Source organism: Asanoa sp. WMMD1127, assembly GCF_029626225.1.
Lineage (GTDB): Bacteria > Actinomycetota > Actinomycetes > Mycobacteriales > Micromonosporaceae > Asanoa.
The window spans coordinates 4,588,322-4,607,629 of record NZ_JARUBP010000001.1 but is presented as its reverse complement, the minus strand read 5'-3'; the positions used below and the strand labels follow the sequence as shown (position 1 = coordinate 4,607,629).

The following is a 19,308-nucleotide window of genomic DNA, read 5'->3' as shown; positions in this document are numbered from 1 at the left end:
TAGAGAAGGTGGCCGTTGCCGACCAAAACTCGCCAGTGTCTCCGCCATCGAGCACCCCGGACCGTCATTCGCGGTCCGCGGGCTCCTACCCGACCTTCGCCGGGAGGTGCTCCTTAGAAAGGAGGTGATCCAGCCGCACCTTCCGGTACGGCTACCTTGTTACGACTTCGTCCCAATCGCCAGCCCCACCTTCGACGGCTCCCTCCACAAGGGTTGGGCCACCGGCTTCGGGTGTTGCCGACTTTCGTGACGTGACGGGCGGTGTGTACAAGGCCCGGGAACGTATTCACCGCAGCGTTGCTGATCTGCGATTACTAGCGACTCCGACTTCACGGGGTCGAGTTGCAGACCCCGATCCGAACTGAGACCGGCTTTTTGGGATTCGCTCCACCTCACGGTATCGCAGCCCATTGTACCGGCCATTGTAGCATGCGTGAAGCCCTGGACATAAGGGGCATGATGACTTGACGTCATCCCCACCTTCCTCCGAGTTGACCCCGGCAGTCTTCGATGAGTCCCCGGCATAACCCGCTGGCAACATCGAACGAGGGTTGCGCTCGTTGCGGGACTTAACCCAACATCTCACGACACGAGCTGACGACAGCCATGCACCACCTGTCACCGCCCCCGAAGGACCTCCCATCTCTGGAAGTTTTGCGGTGATGTCAAACCCAGGTAAGGTTCTTCGCGTTGCATCGAATTAATCCGCATGCTCCGCCGCTTGTGCGGGCCCCCGTCAATTCCTTTGAGTTTTAGCCTTGCGGCCGTACTCCCCAGGCGGGGCGCTTAATGCGTTAGCTGCGGCACAGAGAACCGGAGAGGCCCCCCACACCTAGCGCCCAACGTTTACAGCGTGGACTACCAGGGTATCTAATCCTGTTCGCTCCCCACGCTTTCGCTCCTCAGCGTCAGTATCGGCCCAGAGACCCGCCTTCGCCACCGGTGTTCCTCCTGATATCTGCGCATTTCACCGCTACACCAGGAATTCCAGTCTCCCCTACCGAACTCTAGCCTGCCCGTATCGGCTGCAAGCCCGCAGTTGAGCCACGGGATTTCACAGCCGACGCGACAAGCCGCCTACGAGCTCTTTACGCCCAATAAATCCGGACAACGCTCGCGCCCTACGTCTTACCGCGGCTGCTGGCACGTAGTTGGCCGGCGCTTCTTCTGCAGGTACCGTCACTTACGCTTCGTCCCTGCTGAAAGAGGTTTACAACCCGAAGGCCGTCATCCCTCACGCGGCGTCGCTGCATCAGGCTTCCGCCCATTGTGCAATATTCCCCACTGCTGCCTCCCGTAGGAGTCTGGGCCGTGTCTCAGTCCCAGTGTGGCCGGTCGCCCTCTCAGGCCGGCTACCCGTCGTCGCCTTGGTAGGCCATCACCCCACCAACAAGCTGATAGGCCGCGAGCCCATCCCAGACCGAAAAACTTTCCCCAACCAACCATGCGGCCAGAAGGAGGTATCCGGTATTAGCCCCCGTTTCCGAGGGTTATCCCAAAGTCCAGGGCAGGTTACTCACGTGTTACTCACCCGTTCGCCGCTCGAGTACCCCGAAGGGCCTTTCCGCTCGACTTGCATGTGTTAAGCACGCCGCCAGCGTTCGTCCTGAGCCAGGATCAAACTCTCCAACAAAAACCTTTGTTAAAAAGTGTCCCGGCAACCATTATTAACGGATGCCAAAAACAATCACAATTGGCACTGGCTTATCAAACACCCTGTTGAGTTCTCAAAGAACAAACACACACCAAGCAACCGGCTCGATTTCCGAGCCCATCGTCGGGGCTTTTGTTTTGGTGCTCCGTGTCCGGCGCTCTCGCGCTGGGCACTTTTACTACGTTACCCGGTCCTTTCGGCGTTGTCAACCCGGTGTTTCCCGGTTTGTCGCGCCTTGGGCGGGTTCCCCGTCCGCGGGCGCGCAGCAGTCAACCTGCTGAACGTCGCTTCAAGGGATTGGTAGGCCGGCCGCCGCGGCTCTCGCCGCGTGCTCGCCCGGTTCCCTACCGGCTCGCAAAGCTTACCCCGTCGGTTTCGCCTCACCAAATCGACCCGTTGTCCGGATCGTTCCGTGTTGCTCCCGCCGTGCAGAAAGAAAGATACGCAGCCCCCGAGTTGATCGTCAAATCGGGGGGCTGCGTCCCGCGTCACATGATCAAAGAGCTCGGTCAGGAGACGAGCTCGACGCCGGCGAACGTGCGCTTGCCACGCCGCAGCACCAGGAATCGCCCGTGTAGCAAGGCATCCGGCGCGACCTCGGCCTCCACATCGGACACCCGCTCGTTGTTGACGTAGGCACCGCCCTCGGTGATGGCCCGCCGGGCCTCGTTGAGGCTGCCGACCAACCCGGCGTCGCGGAACAGGACCGCGACCGGGGGCAGCTCACCGCGTACCTCGACCAGACCGGCCTCCGCCAACGCGGCCCGCAGCGTGCCCGGGTCGAGCCCTTCGAGGGACCCCCGCCCGAACAGCGCCTGGCTCGCCGCGAGCACCTGGGCGGTCTCCGCCTCCCCGTGTACGAGCGTGGTCAGCTCGGCCGCCAGGGCCCGCTGCCCCTCCCGGGCGCCCGGCCGCTCCACCGTCGCCCGTTCGAGCTCCTCGATCTCGGCGTGCGGCCGGAAGCTGAAGTAGCGCAGGTAGCGCATGACGTCGCGGTCGTCGGTGTTGAGCCAGAACTGGTAGAACGCGTAGGGACTGGTCAGCTGCGGGTCGAGCCAGACGGAGGCGCCCTCGGTCTTGCCGAACTTGGTGCCGTCGGCCTTGGTCACGAGCGGAGTCACGAACGCGTGCGCCGGCCCGGCCCCCCGCCGCCTGATGTAGTCGACCCCCGCGGTGATGTTGCCCCACTGGTCGGAGCCGCCGAACTGGAGCGTGCACCCGTGCCGCTCGTGCAGCTCGTAGTAGTCGTGCGACTGGAGCAGCTGGTAGCTGAACTCGGTGAAGCTGATGCCGGTCTCGAGCCGGGCCTTCACCACCTCGCGGGCCAGCATCTTGTTGACCGGGAAGTGCTTGCCGACGTCGCGCAGGAAGCTGATCGCCGACATCGAGCCGGTCCAGTCGAGGTTGTTGACCAGCGTGGCGGCGTTGTCACCCTCGTAGGTCACGAACGGCCGCACCTGCTCGCGGATCTTGTCGACCCAGCTGGCCACCACCTCGGGCGAGTTGAGCGTGCGCTCGCTGCTCTCCCGCGGGTCGCCGATCTGCCCGGTCGCCCCGCCGACGAGCAGCAGCGGCCGGTGGCCGGCCAGCTGGAGCCGGCGGGCGGTGAGCACCTGCATCAGGTGACCGAGGTGCAGGCTCGCGGCCGTCGGGTCGAAGCCGACATAGAACGTCACCTGCCCCGAGTCCAGATGCTTGCGCAGCTCGTCGAGGTCGGTGGAGTCCTGCAGCAGGCCCCGCCACAGCAGGTCGTCGATGAATTCGCTCACGCCTGGATTGTCTCCCACCACCCGGCGCGGTCCGCACCCGGTTTACTGCACGGACAGCACGTCGACCACGAACCGCAGCGCGCCCGGGGGATAGCCGGCCGGCGGCTGCTCCCCGTACGCCATGGTGGCCGGGATGTCGAGTTGCAGCCGGCTGCCCTGCTTGGCCCCGACGAGGCCCTTGTCCCAGCCTTCGATCACGCCGCCGGACCCGAGCTGCACGGGGAACGGCTTCCCGCCGTTCCAGGAGGCGTCGAACTCCTTGCCGTCGGCGTACGTGACGCCCACGTAGTTGACCGTGACGGTCTGCCCGTTCTGGGCCGCCGGCCCCGTGCCCTCGATCAGCGGCGTCACCTTGAGCTCGGTGACCGTGCCCTCGCCCTTCTGGACGACCGGCTTGGTCTTCAGCGCGGGGTCGGCGTCGGCCGGGATCCCGCCCGCCGGCGGCGCCGCGGAGGCCGACGCGCCGGGCGCCGAGGCGACCTGCTGGCCCGAGTCGTCGTCACCGCCGCGGGCGAACAGCACGATCGCCACCACGATGGCGACGACGGCCAGCCCCGCCAGCACGATCGCCAACTGCTGGCGGCGGCGCTTGGCCCTGGCCGCACGCTCGGCGGCGGCCTTGCGGGCGGCCTTGGCGGCGACCCGGCGATCGTTCTTCGTCTCGACGACGCGGTTGCTCACAGTGTTCGCATCCTCACGGTGTGCGCCCGGCCGGCCCGGACCGCTCCGGACACGCTACCCGCGGTAGCGGGCCACCGGAACGCCGAAAGGACGAGATACTGCGGTGCCATGAAGGCGTGGGTGTACGACGAGTACGGGCCGCCCGAGGTTCTCCGCCTGGCGGATGTGCCCCGGCCCGAGCCCCGGGCCGACGAGGTGCTGGTCAAGCTGCATGCGGTCGGCGTCAACGCGTCCGACTGGGAAACGCTGGTCGGCCGGCCGCTCTACTCCCGGGTCGGCGGGCTGCGCCGCCCACGGATCCCGACGCTCGGCTCCGACGTCGCCGGCCGGGTCGAGGCGGTCGGCCCCGATGTGACCAGGCTCGCCGTCGGCGACGAGGTCTTCGGCGACAACCTCGAGCGCAAGGGCGGCTTCGCGGAGTACGCCGTCGCGCGTGAGAAGGTCCTCGCGGTCAAGCCGCCGGAGCTGTCGTTCGCCGACGCCGCCGCGCTCCCCCAGCCTGCCGTCATCGCGCTGCAGGGCATCCGGGGTCGGGTCACCGCCGGCCAGCGGGTGCTGGTCAACGGGGCCGGCGGCGGGACGGGCGCGTACGCCATCCAGCTCGCGAAGCGCGCGGGCGCCGAAGTCACCGGCGTCGACAACACGGCGAAGCAGGACTTCATGCGCGCGGCCGGCGCGGACCACGTCGTCGACTACACGCGCGTCGACTACACCCGGGCCGGGCAGCGCTGGGACCTCGTGCTCGACCTTGCCGGCCACCGCTCGGTGCTGGCCCACCGGCGCGCCCTGGCCCCGGGCGGACGCTATCTCTGGGTCGGCGGCTCGGTCGGGACACTGTTCCAGGTGCTGATCGCCGGGCCGCTGGTCGGCCGCCAGCGGCTGCTGGTCGTGCGGGCGAGCACGGCGGACCTGCTGACGATGGCGGCCCTGTGCACGGCCGGCACGCTGGTCACCCACATCGACCGGCGCTACCCGCTCGACGAGGTGCCGGCGGCGCTGCGCCACGTGGGCGAGGGCCGCGCGCTGGGCAAGGTCGTCGTCACGGTCCCCTGAGCGCGCCGAGCAGCGGGATCGCGGCGATCTTCGCCTCGGTCAGTTCGTCCCAGCGGATGCCGGCGGCAGGTCGGTCGGGCCGGCAGGCGATGACCCGGTCGGGCGTCACGACGAAATCCAGGGGTACGTCGTGCGCGCCGGTCGGAATCGCGCCGGCGGGTTTCACCTGGATCTCGTGCACGGTCGTCACGACCACCGTGCGGCGCCCGATCAGCCCCGCCCCGGCGGCGACGGCGAACTCGAGGTCGGCGAACCCGCCGCCCTTGCCGAGCCGGGCACCGTCCGCACCGGCCGCGACGCAGCCCATCACCACGAGGTCGACGGGCGCGAGGTCGGCCACCGCGACCCGCCGGGCCGAGCGGGCGGCACCCCGGATCGAGGCGGCCCGGCGCGGCGGCTCGGCCAGGTCGTCGGGGTCGAGCAGGAAGAACGGGTCGGCGTCGGTGAGCCGCGGCACCGCCATGTAGACGACCTTGCCGTCTTCGAGCGCCCGCTGGCGTACGGGCAGCTGCGCACTATCCGGATTGGACTTGACCGTGCCGGCCCGGCGCCACTGCGCCATCCCACGCAACCGCTCCGCGGCGGCCTCGGCGCCGACGAAGTTGGGGATGCGCCCCTCGGCGCCGGGAAACCGGGCCACTTTGGCCGCCCGCATGGCGGCCCAGACCTCGTCGCGCAGTGCGGCCTTGGCCGCGAGCAGGCCGGCCGACCCTCCCGCGTCACCGTCGTGCCGCCGCACCCGCCTCGCCATCGGCCACCCCCGCCGACGACGCTACGCCCGCCGCGGGAATCTCCGGAACCGTCCGGCGCGGGTCGTCAGGCCGTGGCGGGCGGGGTGGTGGCCTGGCGCGGCGATGGCGTGCCCCAGCCGCGCAGGTCGATGCCGTCGGCGGCCGCGGCGGTGAGGTCGTCGCGGAGGTCGCGGCTCAGCCCGGTCGAGGTCGGCGGGGACCACATGGAGGCGGCGCCATTCGCGCTCGGCGGTCGTCACCAACTGGTCGATCTGGAACTCAGTCATGGCCGCCTCCGGGCGGGTCGGCGAGGGTCGCGTTGACGGTGGTGACGAACCGCTGCCACTGCTGCCGCCAGACCGCCAGCCGGCGGTGGCCGGCCGGGGTGACCGCGTAGACCTTGCGGCGCGGCCCGCTCGGGCTGGCCTGGAGCTCGTCGACGACCAGACCGAGCCGGCGCATGCGGGTCAGCAGCGGATAGACCGTGCCGTAGCCGCCGGCGTCGAGGCCCGCCTCGTCGAGCCGACGGACCAGCTCGTAGCCGTGCGCCGGCTCCTTGGCCAGCAGCGCCAGCATGCACCTGTCGAGGGCGCCGCGCAGCAGTTGCGTCTGCCGCTCGGCGCCCTCGACCGGTGTCATGCGAGAGATTTCAAACAGTGGTCTCCTGGCGACGGCCGGGGAGCAGGAGGCCGGTGAGCGCCGCCCCGCCGACCACCGCGGCGCCGACGAGGACGGCGGGCACGAGGCCGTCCACGTACGACATGGGTGTGCCGTAGCTGCCCTGGCTCGCGAAGACCGACGCCAGCGCGGCGACGCCGACCGCGACGCCGAACTCGCGGACCATGTTGAGCGTCCCGGACGCGACGCCCTGCGCGCCGGTGTCGACGCTGGCCAGCGCGACCGTGCTCAACGGCGCGAAGGTCAGGCCCATGCCGATGCCGGCGAGGACGAACGCCGGGACCAGCGAGCCGAAGCCGACGTCGACCGCGGACTGCAGTGCGATCCAGAGCAGGCCGGCGCCGAGCAGCACCTGGCCGAGCACGATCAGCGCCCGGCTGCCGACCCGGCCGACCAGCAGGCCCGCGATCGGCGCGACCACCATCGGCGCCGCCGTCCAGGGCAGCGTGCGGACACCGGAGCCGAACGGCCCGAGCCCCTGGACCACCTGGAAGAACTGCGCGAGCAGGAAGACCGAGCCGAAGACGCCGACCGAGAACAGGAACGCGACCACGTTGACGACCGAGAAGCCGCGCGAGCGGAACAGCCGCGGCGGCAGCATCGGCGCGGGCGCCCGCCGCTCCCAGGCCACGAACGCGACCAGCAGGGCGGCGCCGCCGAGCAGCGTGCCGAGCACCCCGAACGAGGTCCAGCCGTCGTCCGCGCCGTGCACGACGCCCCAGATCAGGCCGAACATGCCGAGCGAGACGAGGACGAGGCCGAGCGGGTCGAGCCGGCGGGAGCCGCCGTGGGACTCGGTCAGCACCAGCCGCGCCACGACGATGGCCAGCACGCCGATCGGCACGTTGAGCCAGAAGATCCAGGTCCAGTGCAGGCCCTCGGCCACCGCGCCGCCGACCACCGGGCCGACCGCGACCCCGAGCCCGCTGATGCCGCCCCAGATGCCGATCGCGGCGTTGCGCATGCGCTCGGGCACGGCCGCCGCGAGCAGGGTCAGGGACAGGGGCATCACCATCGCGCCGCCGACACCCTGGACCGCGCGGGCGGCGGTGAGCATCCACGGCTCGGTGGCCAGCGCACAGGCGGCCGAGGCGAGCGTGAACAGCGCGATGCCCGCGACGAAGAGCCGCCGCCGGCCGATCCGGTCGCCGATCGCGGCCGCCGTGAGCAGCAGCGCCGCGAACGGCAGCGTGTAGGCGTTGACGAACCAGGACAGGTCGGTGAGCGACGCGCCGAGCTCGGTCCGGATGACCGGCAGCGCCGTGGTCACGACCAGGTTGTCCAGCGTGACCATGAACATCGGCACGCCGACCGCGATCAGGACCGCGGCCAGCGACCGGGATCGCGCCGGCGCGCCCCGCGGCGCCGCTGCGACTGGTGTGGCGGTGGTGGCCATGGTGGTGCTCCCCCTAGTTGTTATCCGCTGATAACAACTAAGGTAGTAATCGACTGATAACCTGTCAACAGAAAACCTGCAAGGAGGACCCGAACAGTGACCCGCACCCGCCTGACCGCCGCCGAGCGCAGCGAACAGCTGATCGAGGCCGCGATAGTCGCGTTCGCCAAGGGCGGCTACGCCGGCACGAGCACCGACGACATCGCCCGCCTGGCCGGGGTGTCCCAGCCCTACGTGATCCGCCTGTTCGGCTCCAAGCAGGCCCTGTTCATCACGGTGATCAAGCACGTCAGCGACCGGATCCAGCAGGCCTTCCGGGACGCGGCGCCGGCCGAGGGCGCCCAGTTGTCCGACCTGGGCGCCGGCTTCGACCAGTTGCTGGCCCAGCGGGACATGCTGCCGGTGTTGCTGCACGGCTTCGCCGCCGCCAACGCCGACGACGAGATCGGCCGGGTGGCCCGCCGTTGCTACGGCGACATCTACGAGCTCGTGCAGCGGCTGACCGGCGCGACGGCGGCCGAGGGCCGCGAGTTCATCGCCATGGGCATGCTGCTCACCGTGCTGGCGTCGATGCGGGTGATCGGCCCCGACCCGGTCCCCCAGGAGCCGTGGATGCGCGAGATGCTCAGCGGCTTCGAACACCCGCACGAGAAAGGCTGAGCGCCCACCACACGGGGTGGGCGCCCAGGCGAAACGGGCTAGAACACCGGCGTCGGCAACCCCGGGCTCTCGTTCCACAGCCGGTCGAGCGCGGTCACCACGTAGGTGTAGCGCTGACCCGGCTGCGCTGTCGTGTCCACGAAGGACTCGGCGCGGACCGTGTCGAGCAGGTGCGTCGCGTCGGCCCGGTCACAGGCGGTCGGCACCCGGATCCCGTCGAACCGGTAGACCGCGTACGACGTCGCCTTGCCGAAGGGCCCGGCCCCGTTGGCCGGCTGCTTCCAGCGCAGCGTGACGACGCCGGCGGAGTCCCGGCTGGCGGAGGTGACGACCGGGAACAGCAGCGGCTTGCTCGGCAGGTGGCTCATCGTGGGCACCAGCGCCGGGTGGGCGTAGTGCTCGGCCGCGTAGATGTCGGTCGCGCCCAGCTTGTTGGCCCGCACCTGGACCGCGCTGAAGTGCACGTGCCCGGAGACGTTGTAGCCCTTGGCGAACGCCAGGTGGTCGGTCATCTCCCGCGGGTCGTTCCAGTTGGTGTCGGCGTTGGCCGCGATCTTGTAGTCGGCCTCACCGATGTAGAGCTGCACGTTGGTGCCACTGACCACATCGGACCACCACGGGACCAGCTTCGCGTAGTCGGCCACCGTGAAGCCCATGCTCCAGTAGATCTGCGGCACGATGTAGTCGATCCACTCCTCCTTGACCCACTTGCGGGTGTCGGCGGAAATGATGTCGTAGGACTGCGAGCCGGCCGTGTCGGAGCCGAGCGGGTCGGCGGTCTTGTTGCGCCAGATGCCGAACGGGCTGATGCCGAACTTCACCCACGGCTTGGCCGCCTTCACGGCCGTGCCGAACTCCTGGACCAGCAGGTTGATGTTGTCGCGCCGCCAGTCGGCTTTGTCGGTGAACCCCCGGTTGTACGCGGCGAACGTCGCGTCGTCGGCGAAGTCCTGGTTGGCCGCCGGATAGGGGTAGAAGTAGTCGTCGAAGTGCACGCCGTCGACGTCGTAACGCTTCACCGCGTCCAGCATCGCGGTCTGCACGAACGCGCGTACCTCAGGGATGCCGGGGTTGTAGTAGAGGCGCGCGCCGGCCGCATTGATCGGGTAGGGCACCACCCAGTCGGGGTGCTGCCGCACGGGGTGGTTGGGCGCGAGCTTGTTGATGTCGACCCCGGCGCCGTCCGGCATGGAGACGCGGTAGGGGTTCATCCAGGCGTGGAACTCGAGGTTGCGCTTGTGCGCCTCGTCGATCACGAAGGCCAGCGGGTCCCAGCCGGGGTCCTGCCCCCGCACGCCGGTGAGGAACTCCGACCACGGCTCGTGCGGTGAGGGCCAGAACGCGTCGGCGGTCGGCCGGACCTGCACGATCACGGCGGTGTGGTTGAGCCGCTCGGCGAGGTCGAGCCAGCCGAGGTATTCGGCCTTCTGCGCCGCGATCACGTCAGGGGCGGTCTGCGACGCCTTGGTCGGCCAGTCGATGTTGACCACCGACGAGATCCACATCGCCCGGAACTGCCGCTTGGGCGCGGCCGGGTCGGTGACGCAGGTGGCCGTGCCCGCCGCGCCCGACGAGCCGGTCGCCGCCGCCGGCGCGGGCGCCACGACGGCCAACAACGAAAGGGTCAACGCCGCGGCACCCAACGCCGCGCCGAGTCTGCGTGCCATGCGTGCGTACCTCCGGGAAGATTTTTGCCCTCAGGATTGTCACACTGAAGGAAATCTTCACGGCAACGGCGATCGAAAGCAAGACCTTCTTAGATGCGTGTCCGGGGTACGTGTCGCCGGTAGGCGCTCACGGTCGGGTCGCCGCTGATCCAGAACCGCCATTCCAGGTCGTGCGCGCCGGTCACGCCGACCCGCGGCCCGACTTCGACCGCCTCGTCCGGCGGCGACGACGGGCCCCAGGACAGGCGCACCGGGCTCGCCGCCGAGAGCAGGTCCAGGCCGTACGCCGAGCGGTCGATGCCCAGCGCCGCACAGAGCCGGGCGGGCCCGCGGGCCAGGTCCACGTCGCGCCGGACCGCCGGGCGCCGGACCCGGGCGGCGTCCAGGCCGGAGACCACCTCGCCCGCCCGCAGCAGCACCGCCGAGGCGACGCCCGAGGTTCCGGTGACCACGTTCATGCACCAGTGCATGCCGTAGGTGAAGTAGACGTAGGCGAACCCGGCCGGACCGAACATGATGGCGTTGCGCTGCGTCCGGCCGCGGTGGGCGTGCGAGGCCGGGTCCTCACCCGTCCCCGCGTACGCCTCCACCTCGGTCAACCGCACGGTGACCCCACCCGCCGTCAGCTGGCAGCCGAGCAGGGCCCGCGCGGCGGTCTCGACCGGGCCGGCGAGCACCGACCTCAGCGCGGGACGACGCGCTGCGCGGCCCACTCCCGCCAACCCTCCAGCTTGTCCTGCACCGACGCCAGCTGGTCGGCCACCGGGCCCGGGCCCGTCGAGCCCGGCGTCGTGCGCGACGCCAGCGCCGACTCGACCGACAGCACCTGCCGCACCTCGGGCGTCAGCAGCGGGCTGACCTTGGCCAGGTCCTCGTCGGAGAGCTCGTCCAGCGCGCACGAGCGGGACTCGCACAGCGACACCAGCTTGCCGGTCACCTCGTGCGCGTCGCGGAACGGCACGCCCCGCCGGACCAGCCAGTCGGCGACCTCGGTGGCGAGCGTGAAGCCGACCGGCGCGGCGGCGGTCAGCCGGTCGGTCCGCACGGTCATCGTGGAGATCATCCCCGCCAGTGCCGGCAGCAGCAGCTCCAGCGTGTCGACCGCGTCGAAGACCGGCTCCTTGTCCTCCTGCATGTCGCGGTCGTAGGTCAGCGGCAGGCCCTTGAGCATGGTCAGCACCGCGACGAGGCCGCCGACCAGCCGGCCGGACTTGCCCCGGGCCAGCTCGGCGATGTCCGCGTTCTTCTTCTGCGGCATAATCGACGAGCCGGTGGCGAACGCGTCGTCGAGCTCGACCCAGCCGAACTCCTGCGACGTCCACATCACCACCTCCTCGCCGAGCCGGGAGAGGTGCACCCCGGCCAGCGCGGTGACGAACAGGAACTCGGCCGCGAAGTCGCGGTCGGCCACGGCGTCCATCGAGTTGGCCGCCGACGTGGTGAAACCGAGCTCCTTGGCCACGACCACCGGGTCCAGCGGCAGCGACGAGCCGGCCAACGCGCCGGCGCCCAGCGGCGAGATCGCGGTGCGCTTGTCCCAGTCGCGCAGCCGGTCGAGGTCGCGCAGCAGCGGCTGCACGTGCGCGAGCAGCCAGTGCCCGAAGGTGACCGGCTGGGCGTGCTGCACGTGGGTCATGCCGGGCGCCGGCGTCTCGACGTGCAGCGCGGCCTGCTCGGTCAGCGCGGAAGCCAGCTCGACCAGGCGGGCGGCCACGCCGCGGGCGTGATCGCGCAGATAGAGCCGCAGGTCGGTGGCGACCTGGTCGTTGCGGGACCGGCCGGCGCGCAGCTTGCCGCCGAGCGAGCCCAGCCGCTCCAGCAGGCCGCGCTCCAGCGCGGTGTGGACGTCCTCGTCGTCGACCGTCGGCCGGAACGCCCCGGAGGCGCAGGCGGCCTCCAGGTCGTCGAGCGCGGCCAGCATCTGGCCCAGCTCCTCCGCGTCGAGCAACCCGGCGTGCGCGAGCACCCGGGCGTGCGCCCGGGACGCCGCCAGGTCGTAGGGGGCGAGCCGCCAGTCGAACTGGACGCTCACCGACAGGCGGGCGAGGGCCTCCGCGGGGCCGCCGGCGAACCGGCCGCCCCACAGGCTCGTGCGCGAAACAGACTGATCAGTCACGGCCACCATTCTGTCGGTCACGCCGACGGGCCGCCCAACCGGGCATCCCGGGCGGCCGCCATGCGCGACGGCAGGCCCCACAGCTGCACGAAGCCCTTGGCCAGCGACTGGTCGAACGTGTCGCCGGTGTCGTAGGTGGCCATGCCGAAGTCGTACAGCGACGACTCCGAGCGCCGGCCCGTGACCACCGCGCGGCCGCCGTGCAGCGTCAGCCGGACCTCGCCGGAGACGTGCTTCTGCGTGTCGGCGATGAACGCGTCCAGCGCGTGCTTGAGCGGCGAGAACCAGAGCCCGTCGTACGCGAGCTCGGCCCAGCGCTGGTCGACGCTCTTCTTGAACCGGGCCACGTCCCGCTCGACCGTGACGGCCTCGAGCTCCTGGTGCGCCGTGATCAGGGCGATCGCGCCGGGCGCCTCGTACACCTCGCGGCTCTTGATGCCCACCAGCCGGTCCTCGACCATGTCGAGCCGGCCCACGCCCTGGGCGCCGGCCCGCCGGTTGAGCTCGGCGATCGCCTGGAACGGGGTCACGGTCTCGCCGTCGATCGCGACCGGCACGCCACCGTCGAAGGTGATCACGACCTCGTCGGGGTCGCGCGGCTCGGCCGGGTTCGAGGTGTACGAGTAGACGTCCTCGATCGGCCCGTTCCAGATGTCCTCGAGGAAGCCCGTCTCGACGGCGCGACCCCACAGGTTCTGGTCGATCGAGTACGGCGACTTCGCCGTCACGTCGATCGGCAGGCCCTTCTCCTCCGCGTACGCGATGGCCTTGTCCCGGGTCCACGCGAAGTCCCGGGCCGGGGCGACCACCTTGAGGTCGGGCGCGAGCGCGCCGAGGCCGACCTCGAACCGCACCTGGTCGTTGCCCTTGCCCGTGCAGCCGTGCGACACGATCGTGCCGCCGTGCTGGCGGGCGGCGGTGACGAGGTGCTTGACGATCAGCGGCCGGGACAGCGCGGAGACCAGCGGGTAGCGGTCCATGTAGAGCGCGTTGGCGCTGATCGCCGGCAGGCAGTAGTCGGCCGCGAACTCGTCACGCGCGTCGACCACCTCGGACTCGACCGCGCCGCAGTCGATCGCCCGCTGGCGGATGACGTTCATGTCCTCGCCGCCCTGGCCGACGTCGACCGCGACCGCGATCACCTCGGCGCCGGTCTTCTCGGCGAGGTACGGAATGGCGACGGAGGTGTCGAGACCTCCGGAATATGCGAGGACGACGCGCTCGGTCATGTGGTGGTGCTCCCTTCGAGTGGTTCTCCGGCCCAGCCGGAAAGCTTGTCGGCCAGGGCGGCGCCGCCCATGGCGTCCCGCGAGACGACGAGGATGGTGTCGTCGCCGGCGATGGTGCCGACGACCTCGGGCAGTCCGGTCCGGTCCAGCGCGCTGGCCAGATACTGGGCGGCGCCCGGTGGGGTGCGCAGGACGGCGATGTTGCCGCTCGCGTCGACCCCGGTGAGCAGTTCGCGCAGCAGCCGGATCAGCCGGGCCGAGGCGGCCTCGGCGTCGCGCAGCGGCCGGTGCCCGTCCTCCGGGATCACGTAGACCGCCGGCCCGTCGGCGCCGCGAACCTTGACCGCCCGCAGCTCCTCGAGGTCGCGGGAGAGCGTCGCCTGGGTGACCACGAGGCCGTCCCCCGCCAGCAGTTCGGCGAGCTCGGTCTGCGACCGGATCGACTTGGCCCGGATCAGCTCCACGATCCGGGCATGCCGCGCCGCACGCGTCACCGGGGCTGTCATGCCGACTCCTCGACCAGGAAGGCGAGCAGGGCCTTCTGGGCGTGCAGGCGATTCTCGGCCTGGTCGAGCACCGCGCTCTGCTGGCCGTCGAGCACCTCGTCGGTGATCTCGTGGCCGCGGTGCGCCGGCAGGCAGTGCAGCACGACCGCGTGCGCGGCGGCCTCGGCGATCAGGTCGGCGTCGATCCGGTACGGCAGGAACGGCGTCATCCGGTCGAAGCCGTCGTCCTCCTGGCCCATCGAGGTCCAGGTGTCGGTGGCGACGACGTCGGCGCCGCGGGCCGCGGCGTACGGGTCCGTTATGGTGCGCACCGATCCGCCGGTCGTGGCCGCGATCTGGGTCGCCTTCTCCAGCACCGCGGCGTCGGGCAGGTGCGCCTCCGGGCCGGAGATCCGCACGTGCATGCCGGCGGTCGCGCCGGCGAGCAGGTAGGAGTGCGCCATGTTGTTGCCCGCGTCGCCCAGGTAAGCCAGCACCCGGCCCTGCGTGCCACCGCAGCGCTCGCGGATCGTCAGCAGGTCGGCCAGCAGCTGGCACGGGTGGAAGCCGTCGGTGAGCGCGTTGACGACCGGCACGCTCGCCCCCGACGCGACCTCGGCGAGGTGGCTGTCGGCGAACGTCCGCATGACGATGGCGGAGACGTAGCGGGACAGCACCCGCCCGGTGTCCGCCGCGGTCTCGCCGCGGCCGGCGTGGGTGCCGCCGGAGTCCACCACGATCGGGTTGCCGCCGAGCTCCGCGATGCCGGCGGCGAACGACACCCGGGTGCGCAGGCTCTGCTTATCGAAGAGCACCGCGACCGAACGCGGGCCCTCCAGCGTCCGGTACTTGAACCGGTCGGCCTTCATCTCGGCGGCCAGGTCCAGCACCGCCGACTGCTCGGCCGGCGTCAGGTCGTCGTCTCGCAGGAAATGGCGGGGGCGGGTCATGGGAGCACCTCGGCTAGGGCCGAGACGAACGCGTCGGCCTGGTCGGCGGTCAGGATCAGGGGTGGCGCCAGCCGGAGCACGCCGGGCTGGATGGGGTTGACCAGGAACCCGGCGTCGCGCAGCTTGGTGGCCAGGTCGGCGGAGACCGGCTCGGTGAGCACGATGCCGAGCAGCAGGCCCGCGCCGCGCACCTCGCCGACCAGGGGGTGGCCGAGCGCCTCGACGCCGCGGCGCAGCCGCTCGCCGACCCGCTTGACCGAGTCGAGCAGGCCTTCGTTGGCGATCGTGCCGATCACGGCGAGCGCGGCGGCGCAGCTGATGGGGTTGCCGCCGAACGTCGTGCCGTGCAGGCCGGGGCCGAGCAGGTCGCCGGCCGCGCCGAAGGCGACGCACGCGCCGATCGGCAGGCCGCCGCCGAGCCCCTTGGCCAGCGTGATGACGTCGGGCTCGATGCCGTCGGCCTGGTGCGCGAACCAGTGGCCGGTGCGACCGATGCCGGTCTGCACCTCGTCGAGCACCAGCAGGGCGCCGTGCCGCGCGGTGATCTCCCGGGCCGCGGCCAGGTAGCCCGGCGGCGGGACGACGACGCCGTTCTCGCCCTGGATCGGCTCCAGGATCACCATCGCGGTGTCCCCGGTGACCGCGTCGGCCAACGCGGCGCTGTCGCCGTAGGGGACGTGGGTGACCTCGCCGGGCAGCGGGCGGAACGGGTCGACCTTGGCCGGTTGCCCGGTCAGCGCGAGCGCGCCCATCGTGCGGCCATGGAAACCGCCCACGGTGGCCACCACGTGACCGCGCCCGGTCAGCCGGGAGAGCTTGAACGCGGCCTCGTTGGCCTCGGCGCCGGAGTTCGCGAAGAACACGCGGCCCGGGCGGCCGGCCAGCGCCAGCAGCAGCTCGGCCAGCGCGACCGGCGGCTCGGCGACGTAGAGGTTGGAGACGTGGCCGAGCGTGCCGACCTGGCGGGTGACGGCCTCGACGACCGCGGGGTGGGCGTGGCCGAGGGCGTTGACCGCGATGCCGCCCAGCAGGTCGACATAGGACCGGCCGGCCTCGTCGGTGACGACCGCGCCCGCGCCGCGCACGAGGGCCAGCGGCGGGGTGCCGTAGTTGTCCATCATGGACCGCTGCCAGCGGTCGACCAGCGTCATGACGCGTTCACCACCATGGTTCCGAAACCCTCCGACGTGAACACTTCGAGCAACGTGGAGTGGGCGACCCGACCGTCGACCACGTGCGCGGCGGGCACGCCGCCACGCACCGCGCGCAGGCACGCCTCCATCTTCGGCACCATGCCCGCGGCGAGCGTCGGCAGCAGGGTCTCGAGGTCGGGGGCGGTGATCTGGGAGACCAGGCTGTCGGTGTCGGGCCAGTCGGCGTAGAGGCCCGCCACGTCGGTCAGCACGACCAGCTTGCGCGCCTCTAGGGCGATGGCCAGCGCGGCCGCGGCCGTATCGGCGTTGAGGTTGTGCAGCACACCGTCGGCGTCCGGCGCGACGGTCGAGATGACCGGGATCCGGCCGGCCGCGATCAGATCGTCGACGGCCGAGGTGTCGACCTCCGCCACGTCGCCGACCTGCCCGACGTCCACGGCCTCGCCGTCGACGAACGCCGGACGGCGCACGGCGGTGAACAGCCGCGCGTCCTCGCCGGAGAGCCCGACCGCGAACGGCCCGTACTCGTTGATCAGACCGACCAGCTCCCGGCCGACCTGGCCGACCAGCACCATCCGCACGACGTCCATCGCCTCGGGCGTGGTGACCCGCAGGCCGCCCTTGAACTCGGAGACGATGCCGAGCTTGCCCAGCATCGCCGAGATCTGCGGACCGCCGCCGTGCACGACGACCGGCTTGAGCCCGGCGTAGCGCAGGAACACCATGTCGGCCGCGAAGGCCCGCTGGAGCTCCGGGTCGACCATCGCGTTGCCGCCGTACTTGACGACGACGGTGGCGCCGTGGAACCGCGCCAGCCACGGCAGCGCCTCGATCAGCGTGGCGGCCTTCGTTTGCGCGTCGGTCTGGTCGCGGGAAAGGGATGCGGTCATGTGGAGTAGGCCGAGTTCTCGTGGACGTAGCCGTGCGACAGGTCGTTGGTCCAGATCGTGGCGCGGGCCGGGCCGGCGTGCAGCTCGATCCGGATCGTCACGTCGCGGCCACTCAGGTCCACTTTGGAGCGGTCCTCGGCCGCACCGCCGGACCGGCAGACCCAGACGCCGTTGACGGCCACGTCGAGCAGGTCCGGCTCGAACGCCGCCGCCGTGGTGCCGACCGCGGCCAGGATCCGGCCCCAGTTGGGGTCGTTGCCGAACAGCGCCGTCTTGACGAGGTTGTTGCGGGCGACCGCCCGACCGACCTCGACCGCGTCGTCCTCGGAAGCGGCCCCGGTGACCTCGACGGCCACCTTCTTGGTGGCGCCCTCGGCGTCGTCGACGAGCTGGTCGCAGAGGTCGCGGCAGGCGGCGGTGACGGCCGCGGCCAGGTCCGCGGTCGACGGCGAGACACCGGACGCGCCGCTGGCCAGCAGCAGCACGGTGTCGTTGGTGGACATCGCGCCGTCGGAGTCGACGCGGTCGAAGGTGACCCGGGTCGCCGCCCGCAGCGCCACGTCGAGGGTCTGCGCGTCGGCGACCGCGTCGGTGGTCAGCACGCAGAGCATCGTGGCCAGCCCGGGCGCCAGCATGCCGGCGCCCTTAACCATGCCGCCGACGGTCCACCCGGCGCCCTCGACCACAGTGGACTTCGCCTTGGTGTCGGTGGTCATGATGGCCCGCGCCGCCGCGGCACCGCCGTCGCCCGCCAGGGCGGCCACCGCCGCGCTGACACCGGGGAGCAGCTTGTCCATCGGCAGCCGCTCGCCGATCAGGCCGGTCGAGCAGACCGCGACCTCGCCGGCCCCGATCCCGCCGAGGGCTTCGGCCACGTGCTCGGCGGTGGCGTGGGTGTCCTGGAAGCCGAGCGGGCCGGTGCAGGCGTTGGCGCCCCCCGAGTTGAGCACGACCGCGCGCACGACTCCCCCGTGCACGACCTGCTCGCTCCAGAGCACCGGCGCCGCCTTGACCCGGTTGGCGGTGAACACCCCGGCCACCATGGCCTCGGGCCCGTCGTTGACAACCAGCGCGACATCGGGCTCACCACTGGACTTGAGCCCCGCGGCCACCCCCGCCGCCCGAAACCCCTGTGGAGCCGTCACGCTCATGGCGTCACTCCGAAGGCGGACAGGCCGGTGGTCTCCGGCAGGCCGAGCATGAGGTTGGCGCACTGGACGGCCTGGCCGGCGGCGCCCTTGCCGAGGTTGTCGAGCGCGCTGACCACGATCACCCGGCCGGAGTCACGGTCGACGGTGGCCTGCAGGTGGCAGGTGTTGGAGCCCAGGGTGGCCGCGGTCCGCGGGAAGGTCCCGGCCGGCAGCACCCGCACGAACGGCTCACCGGCGTACGCCTCCGCGAGCACCGCGGCCGCGTCGGCGGCGCCGGTCGGCCGGGCGGTCACCGTGGCCAGGATGCCGCGCGGCATGGGGGCCAGCAGCGGCGTCATCGACAACGACCGCGCGCCGGTGGCCTGCTTGATCTCCGGGACGTGCTGGTGCGCGCCGGTCCGGTAGGTCGACAGGTCGCCCATCACCTCGGTGGCCAGCAGGTGCGGCTTGGCCGCCCGGCCGGCGCCGCTCGTGCCGGACGCGGCCACCACCACGACGTCGTCGGGCTCGACCGCGCCGGCCGCGATCAGCGGCGCCAGGGCCAGCGTGATCGTCGCGGCGTAGCAGCCGGTGTTGGCGACCCGGTCGCTGGCGGCGATCGCCGCGCGCTGGCCGGGCAGCTCCGGCAGGCCGTAGGTCCAGGCGCCGGCGTGCGGACCGCCGTAGTAGTCGGCCCAGGCCGCGGCATCGGTGAGCCGGTGGTCGGCGCCGAGGTCGACGACCTTGACCGATTCGGGCAGCTGGGCGGCGAGCGCGGCCGACTCGCCATGTGGCAGGGCGAGGAAGACCAGGTCCGCGTCGCCCAGCGCGCCGGGGTCGGTGGCGGTCAGCGTCAGGTCGAGGCCCGCCAGCTGGGGATGCACGGCCGCCAGCGGCTGGCCGGCCTGGCTGTGCGCGGTGACGGCGTGCAGGTCGAGCTCGGGGTGCCCGGCGATCAGGCGGACGAGCTCGCCGCCCGCGTATCCGCTCGCCCCGGCCACCGCGACCCGGATGCCCATGTGCACCTCCGCATGTCTATGCGAAGAACGGTATCAGCATCCGCTT

General features: G+C 71.4%; 18 protein-coding genes and 1 rRNA gene. 2 read left to right on the top strand and 17 right to left on the bottom strand.

Features of this window, described 5'->3' with window-relative positions; genetic code table 11:
• Positions 1–117 precede the first annotated feature (117 nt).
• From O7635_RS22005 to O7635_RS21995, 3 genes are all read right to left on the bottom strand, one after another.
• Positions 118–1,633: ribosomal RNA gene (locus O7635_RS22005) — 16S ribosomal RNA — on the bottom strand.
• Positions 1,634–2,163: 530 nt separating this feature from the next.
• Positions 2,164–3,423 (bottom strand): tyrosine--tRNA ligase, encoded by a 1,260-nt coding sequence (tyrS, locus tag O7635_RS22000; RefSeq protein WP_278082340.1) that lies wholly within the window; start codon positions 3,421–3,423, stop codon positions 2,164–2,166.
• 42 nt (positions 3,424–3,465) lie between these two features.
• A complete protein-coding gene (locus O7635_RS21995; RefSeq protein WP_278082339.1) occupies positions 3,466–4,104 on the bottom strand; it encodes an FKBP-type peptidyl-prolyl cis-trans isomerase in 639 nt (212 codons plus the stop codon).
• 108 nt (positions 4,105–4,212) lie between these two features.
• Here O7635_RS21995 and O7635_RS21990 point away from each other — a divergent pair, with 108 nt between their 5' ends.
• Complete coding sequence (locus tag O7635_RS21990) at positions 4,213–5,157, top strand: NAD(P)-dependent alcohol dehydrogenase (RefSeq protein WP_278082338.1); 945 nt, start codon at positions 4,213–4,215, stop codon at positions 5,155–5,157.
• Here the strand turns inward: O7635_RS21990 and O7635_RS21985 are convergent.
• The 4 genes from O7635_RS21985 to O7635_RS21970 form a co-directional block, all read right to left on the bottom strand.
• Positions 5,144–5,908 (bottom strand): 5-formyltetrahydrofolate cyclo-ligase, encoded by a 765-nt coding sequence (locus O7635_RS21985; RefSeq protein ID WP_278082337.1) that lies wholly within the window; start codon positions 5,906–5,908, stop codon positions 5,144–5,146. The two genes, O7635_RS21990 and O7635_RS21985, sit on opposite strands and share 14 nt — an antisense overlap.
• Before the next feature lie 65 nt (positions 5,909–5,973).
• Positions 5,974–6,114: a hypothetical protein gene (locus tag O7635_RS21980; protein ID WP_278082336.1), complete on the bottom strand. Its 141-nt coding sequence runs from the start codon at positions 6,112–6,114 to the stop codon at positions 5,974–5,976.
• A 53-nt stretch (positions 6,115–6,167) separates the two neighbouring features.
• Positions 6,168–6,527, bottom strand: a complete 360-nt coding sequence (locus O7635_RS21975; protein WP_278082335.1) for a PadR family transcriptional regulator — start codon at positions 6,525–6,527, stop codon at positions 6,168–6,170.
• Positions 6,528–6,537: 10 nt separating this feature from the next.
• Positions 6,538–7,962 (bottom strand): DHA2 family efflux MFS transporter permease subunit, encoded by a 1,425-nt coding sequence (locus tag O7635_RS21970; RefSeq protein WP_278082334.1) that lies wholly within the window; start codon positions 7,960–7,962, stop codon positions 6,538–6,540.
• A gap of 96 nt (positions 7,963–8,058) precedes the next feature.
• On the opposite strand from O7635_RS21970, the gene O7635_RS21965 reads away from it, so the two are divergent.
• Complete coding sequence (locus O7635_RS21965) at positions 8,059–8,622, top strand: TetR/AcrR family transcriptional regulator (protein WP_278082333.1); 564 nt, start codon at positions 8,059–8,061, stop codon at positions 8,620–8,622.
• A 38-nt stretch (positions 8,623–8,660) separates the two neighbouring features.
• Here O7635_RS21965 and O7635_RS21960 read toward each other — a convergent pair whose 3' ends face one another.
• From O7635_RS21960 to argC, 10 genes are all read right to left on the bottom strand, one after another.
• Positions 8,661–10,289 (bottom strand): family 10 glycosylhydrolase, encoded by a 1,629-nt coding sequence (locus tag O7635_RS21960; protein ID WP_278082332.1) that lies wholly within the window; start codon positions 10,287–10,289, stop codon positions 8,661–8,663.
• Between the two features lie 89 nt (positions 10,290–10,378).
• Positions 10,379–10,975: a DNA-3-methyladenine glycosylase gene (locus tag O7635_RS21955; RefSeq protein WP_278085549.1), complete on the bottom strand. Its 597-nt coding sequence runs from the start codon at positions 10,973–10,975 to the stop codon at positions 10,379–10,381.
• Positions 10,972–12,405, bottom strand: a complete 1,434-nt coding sequence (gene argH, locus O7635_RS21950; RefSeq protein ID WP_278082331.1) for an argininosuccinate lyase — start codon at positions 12,403–12,405, stop codon at positions 10,972–10,974. Before argH ends, O7635_RS21955 begins: the two co-directional genes overlap by 4 nt.
• Before the next feature lie 17 nt (positions 12,406–12,422).
• Positions 12,423–13,634 (bottom strand): argininosuccinate synthase, encoded by a 1,212-nt coding sequence (locus O7635_RS21945; RefSeq protein ID WP_278082330.1) that lies wholly within the window; start codon positions 13,632–13,634, stop codon positions 12,423–12,425.
• On the bottom strand, positions 13,631–14,140 hold the full coding sequence (locus O7635_RS21940) for an arginine repressor (RefSeq protein ID WP_278082329.1): 510 nt from the start codon (positions 14,138–14,140) through the stop codon (positions 13,631–13,633). The genes O7635_RS21945 and O7635_RS21940 overlap by 4 nt, the downstream gene beginning before the upstream one ends.
• A complete protein-coding gene (argF, locus tag O7635_RS21935) occupies positions 14,137–15,069 on the bottom strand; it encodes an ornithine carbamoyltransferase (RefSeq protein WP_278082328.1) in 933 nt (310 codons plus the stop codon). Before argF ends, O7635_RS21940 begins: the two co-directional genes overlap by 4 nt.
• Positions 15,066–16,220 carry an acetylornithine transaminase gene (locus tag O7635_RS21930; RefSeq protein ID WP_278082327.1) on the bottom strand — a complete coding sequence of 385 codons (1,155 nt, stop codon included), beginning with the start codon at positions 16,218–16,220 and terminating at the stop codon, positions 15,066–15,068. Before O7635_RS21930 ends, argF begins: the two co-directional genes overlap by 4 nt.
• Entirely contained in the window at positions 16,217–17,113 is an 897-nt protein-coding gene (argB, locus tag O7635_RS21925) for an acetylglutamate kinase (RefSeq protein WP_278082326.1), read from the bottom strand. The genes O7635_RS21930 and argB overlap by 4 nt, the downstream gene beginning before the upstream one ends.
• Positions 17,110–18,264 carry a bifunctional glutamate N-acetyltransferase/amino-acid acetyltransferase ArgJ gene (argJ, locus tag O7635_RS21920; protein ID WP_278082325.1) on the bottom strand — a complete coding sequence of 385 codons (1,155 nt, stop codon included), beginning with the start codon at positions 18,262–18,264 and terminating at the stop codon, positions 17,110–17,112. The genes argB and argJ overlap by 4 nt, the downstream gene beginning before the upstream one ends.
• Positions 18,261–19,262 (bottom strand): N-acetyl-gamma-glutamyl-phosphate reductase, encoded by a 1,002-nt coding sequence (argC, locus tag O7635_RS21915; RefSeq protein WP_278082324.1) that lies wholly within the window; start codon positions 19,260–19,262, stop codon positions 18,261–18,263. The genes argJ and argC overlap by 4 nt, the downstream gene beginning before the upstream one ends.
• Positions 19,263–19,308: the final 46 nt, after the last annotated feature.

Bases quoted from the DNA above. Each gene is read 5' to 3' on its own strand.
- O7635_RS21990 (WP_278082338.1), top strand. From the start codon at position 4,213: ATGAAGGCGTGGGTGTACGACGAGTACGGGCCGCCCGAGGTTCTCCGC.
- O7635_RS21985 (WP_278082337.1), bottom strand. From the start codon at position 5,908: ATGGCGAGGCGGGTGCGGCGGCACGACGGTGACGCGGGAGGGTCGGCC.
- O7635_RS21980 (WP_278082336.1), bottom strand. From the start codon at position 6,114: ATGTGGTCCCCGCCGACCTCGACCGGGCTGAGCCGCGACCTCCGCGAC.
- O7635_RS21975 (WP_278082335.1), bottom strand. From the start codon at position 6,527: ATGACACCGGTCGAGGGCGCCGAGCGGCAGACGCAACTGCTGCGCGGC.
- O7635_RS21970 (WP_278082334.1), bottom strand. From the start codon at position 7,962: ATGGCCACCACCGCCACACCAGTCGCAGCGGCGCCGCGGGGCGCGCCG.
- O7635_RS21960 (WP_278082332.1), bottom strand. From the start codon at position 10,289: ATGGCACGCAGACTCGGCGCGGCGTTGGGTGCCGCGGCGTTGACCCTT.
- O7635_RS21945 (WP_278082330.1), bottom strand. From the start codon at position 13,634: ATGACCGAGCGCGTCGTCCTCGCATATTCCGGAGGTCTCGACACCTCC.
- O7635_RS21940 (WP_278082329.1), bottom strand. From the start codon at position 14,140: ATGACAGCCCCGGTGACGCGTGCGGCGCGGCATGCCCGGATCGTGGAG.
- argF (WP_278082328.1), bottom strand. From the start codon at position 15,069: ATGACCCGCCCCCGCCATTTCCTGCGAGACGACGACCTGACGCCGGCC.
- O7635_RS21930 (WP_278082327.1), bottom strand. From the start codon at position 16,220: ATGACGCTGGTCGACCGCTGGCAGCGGTCCATGATGGACAACTACGGC.
- argB (WP_278082326.1), bottom strand. From the start codon at position 17,113: ATGACCGCATCCCTTTCCCGCGACCAGACCGACGCGCAAACGAAGGCC.
- argJ (WP_278082325.1), bottom strand. From the start codon at position 18,264: ATGAGCGTGACGGCTCCACAGGGGTTTCGGGCGGCGGGGGTGGCCGCG.
- argC (WP_278082324.1), bottom strand. From the start codon at position 19,262: ATGGGCATCCGGGTCGCGGTGGCCGGGGCGAGCGGATACGCGGGCGGC.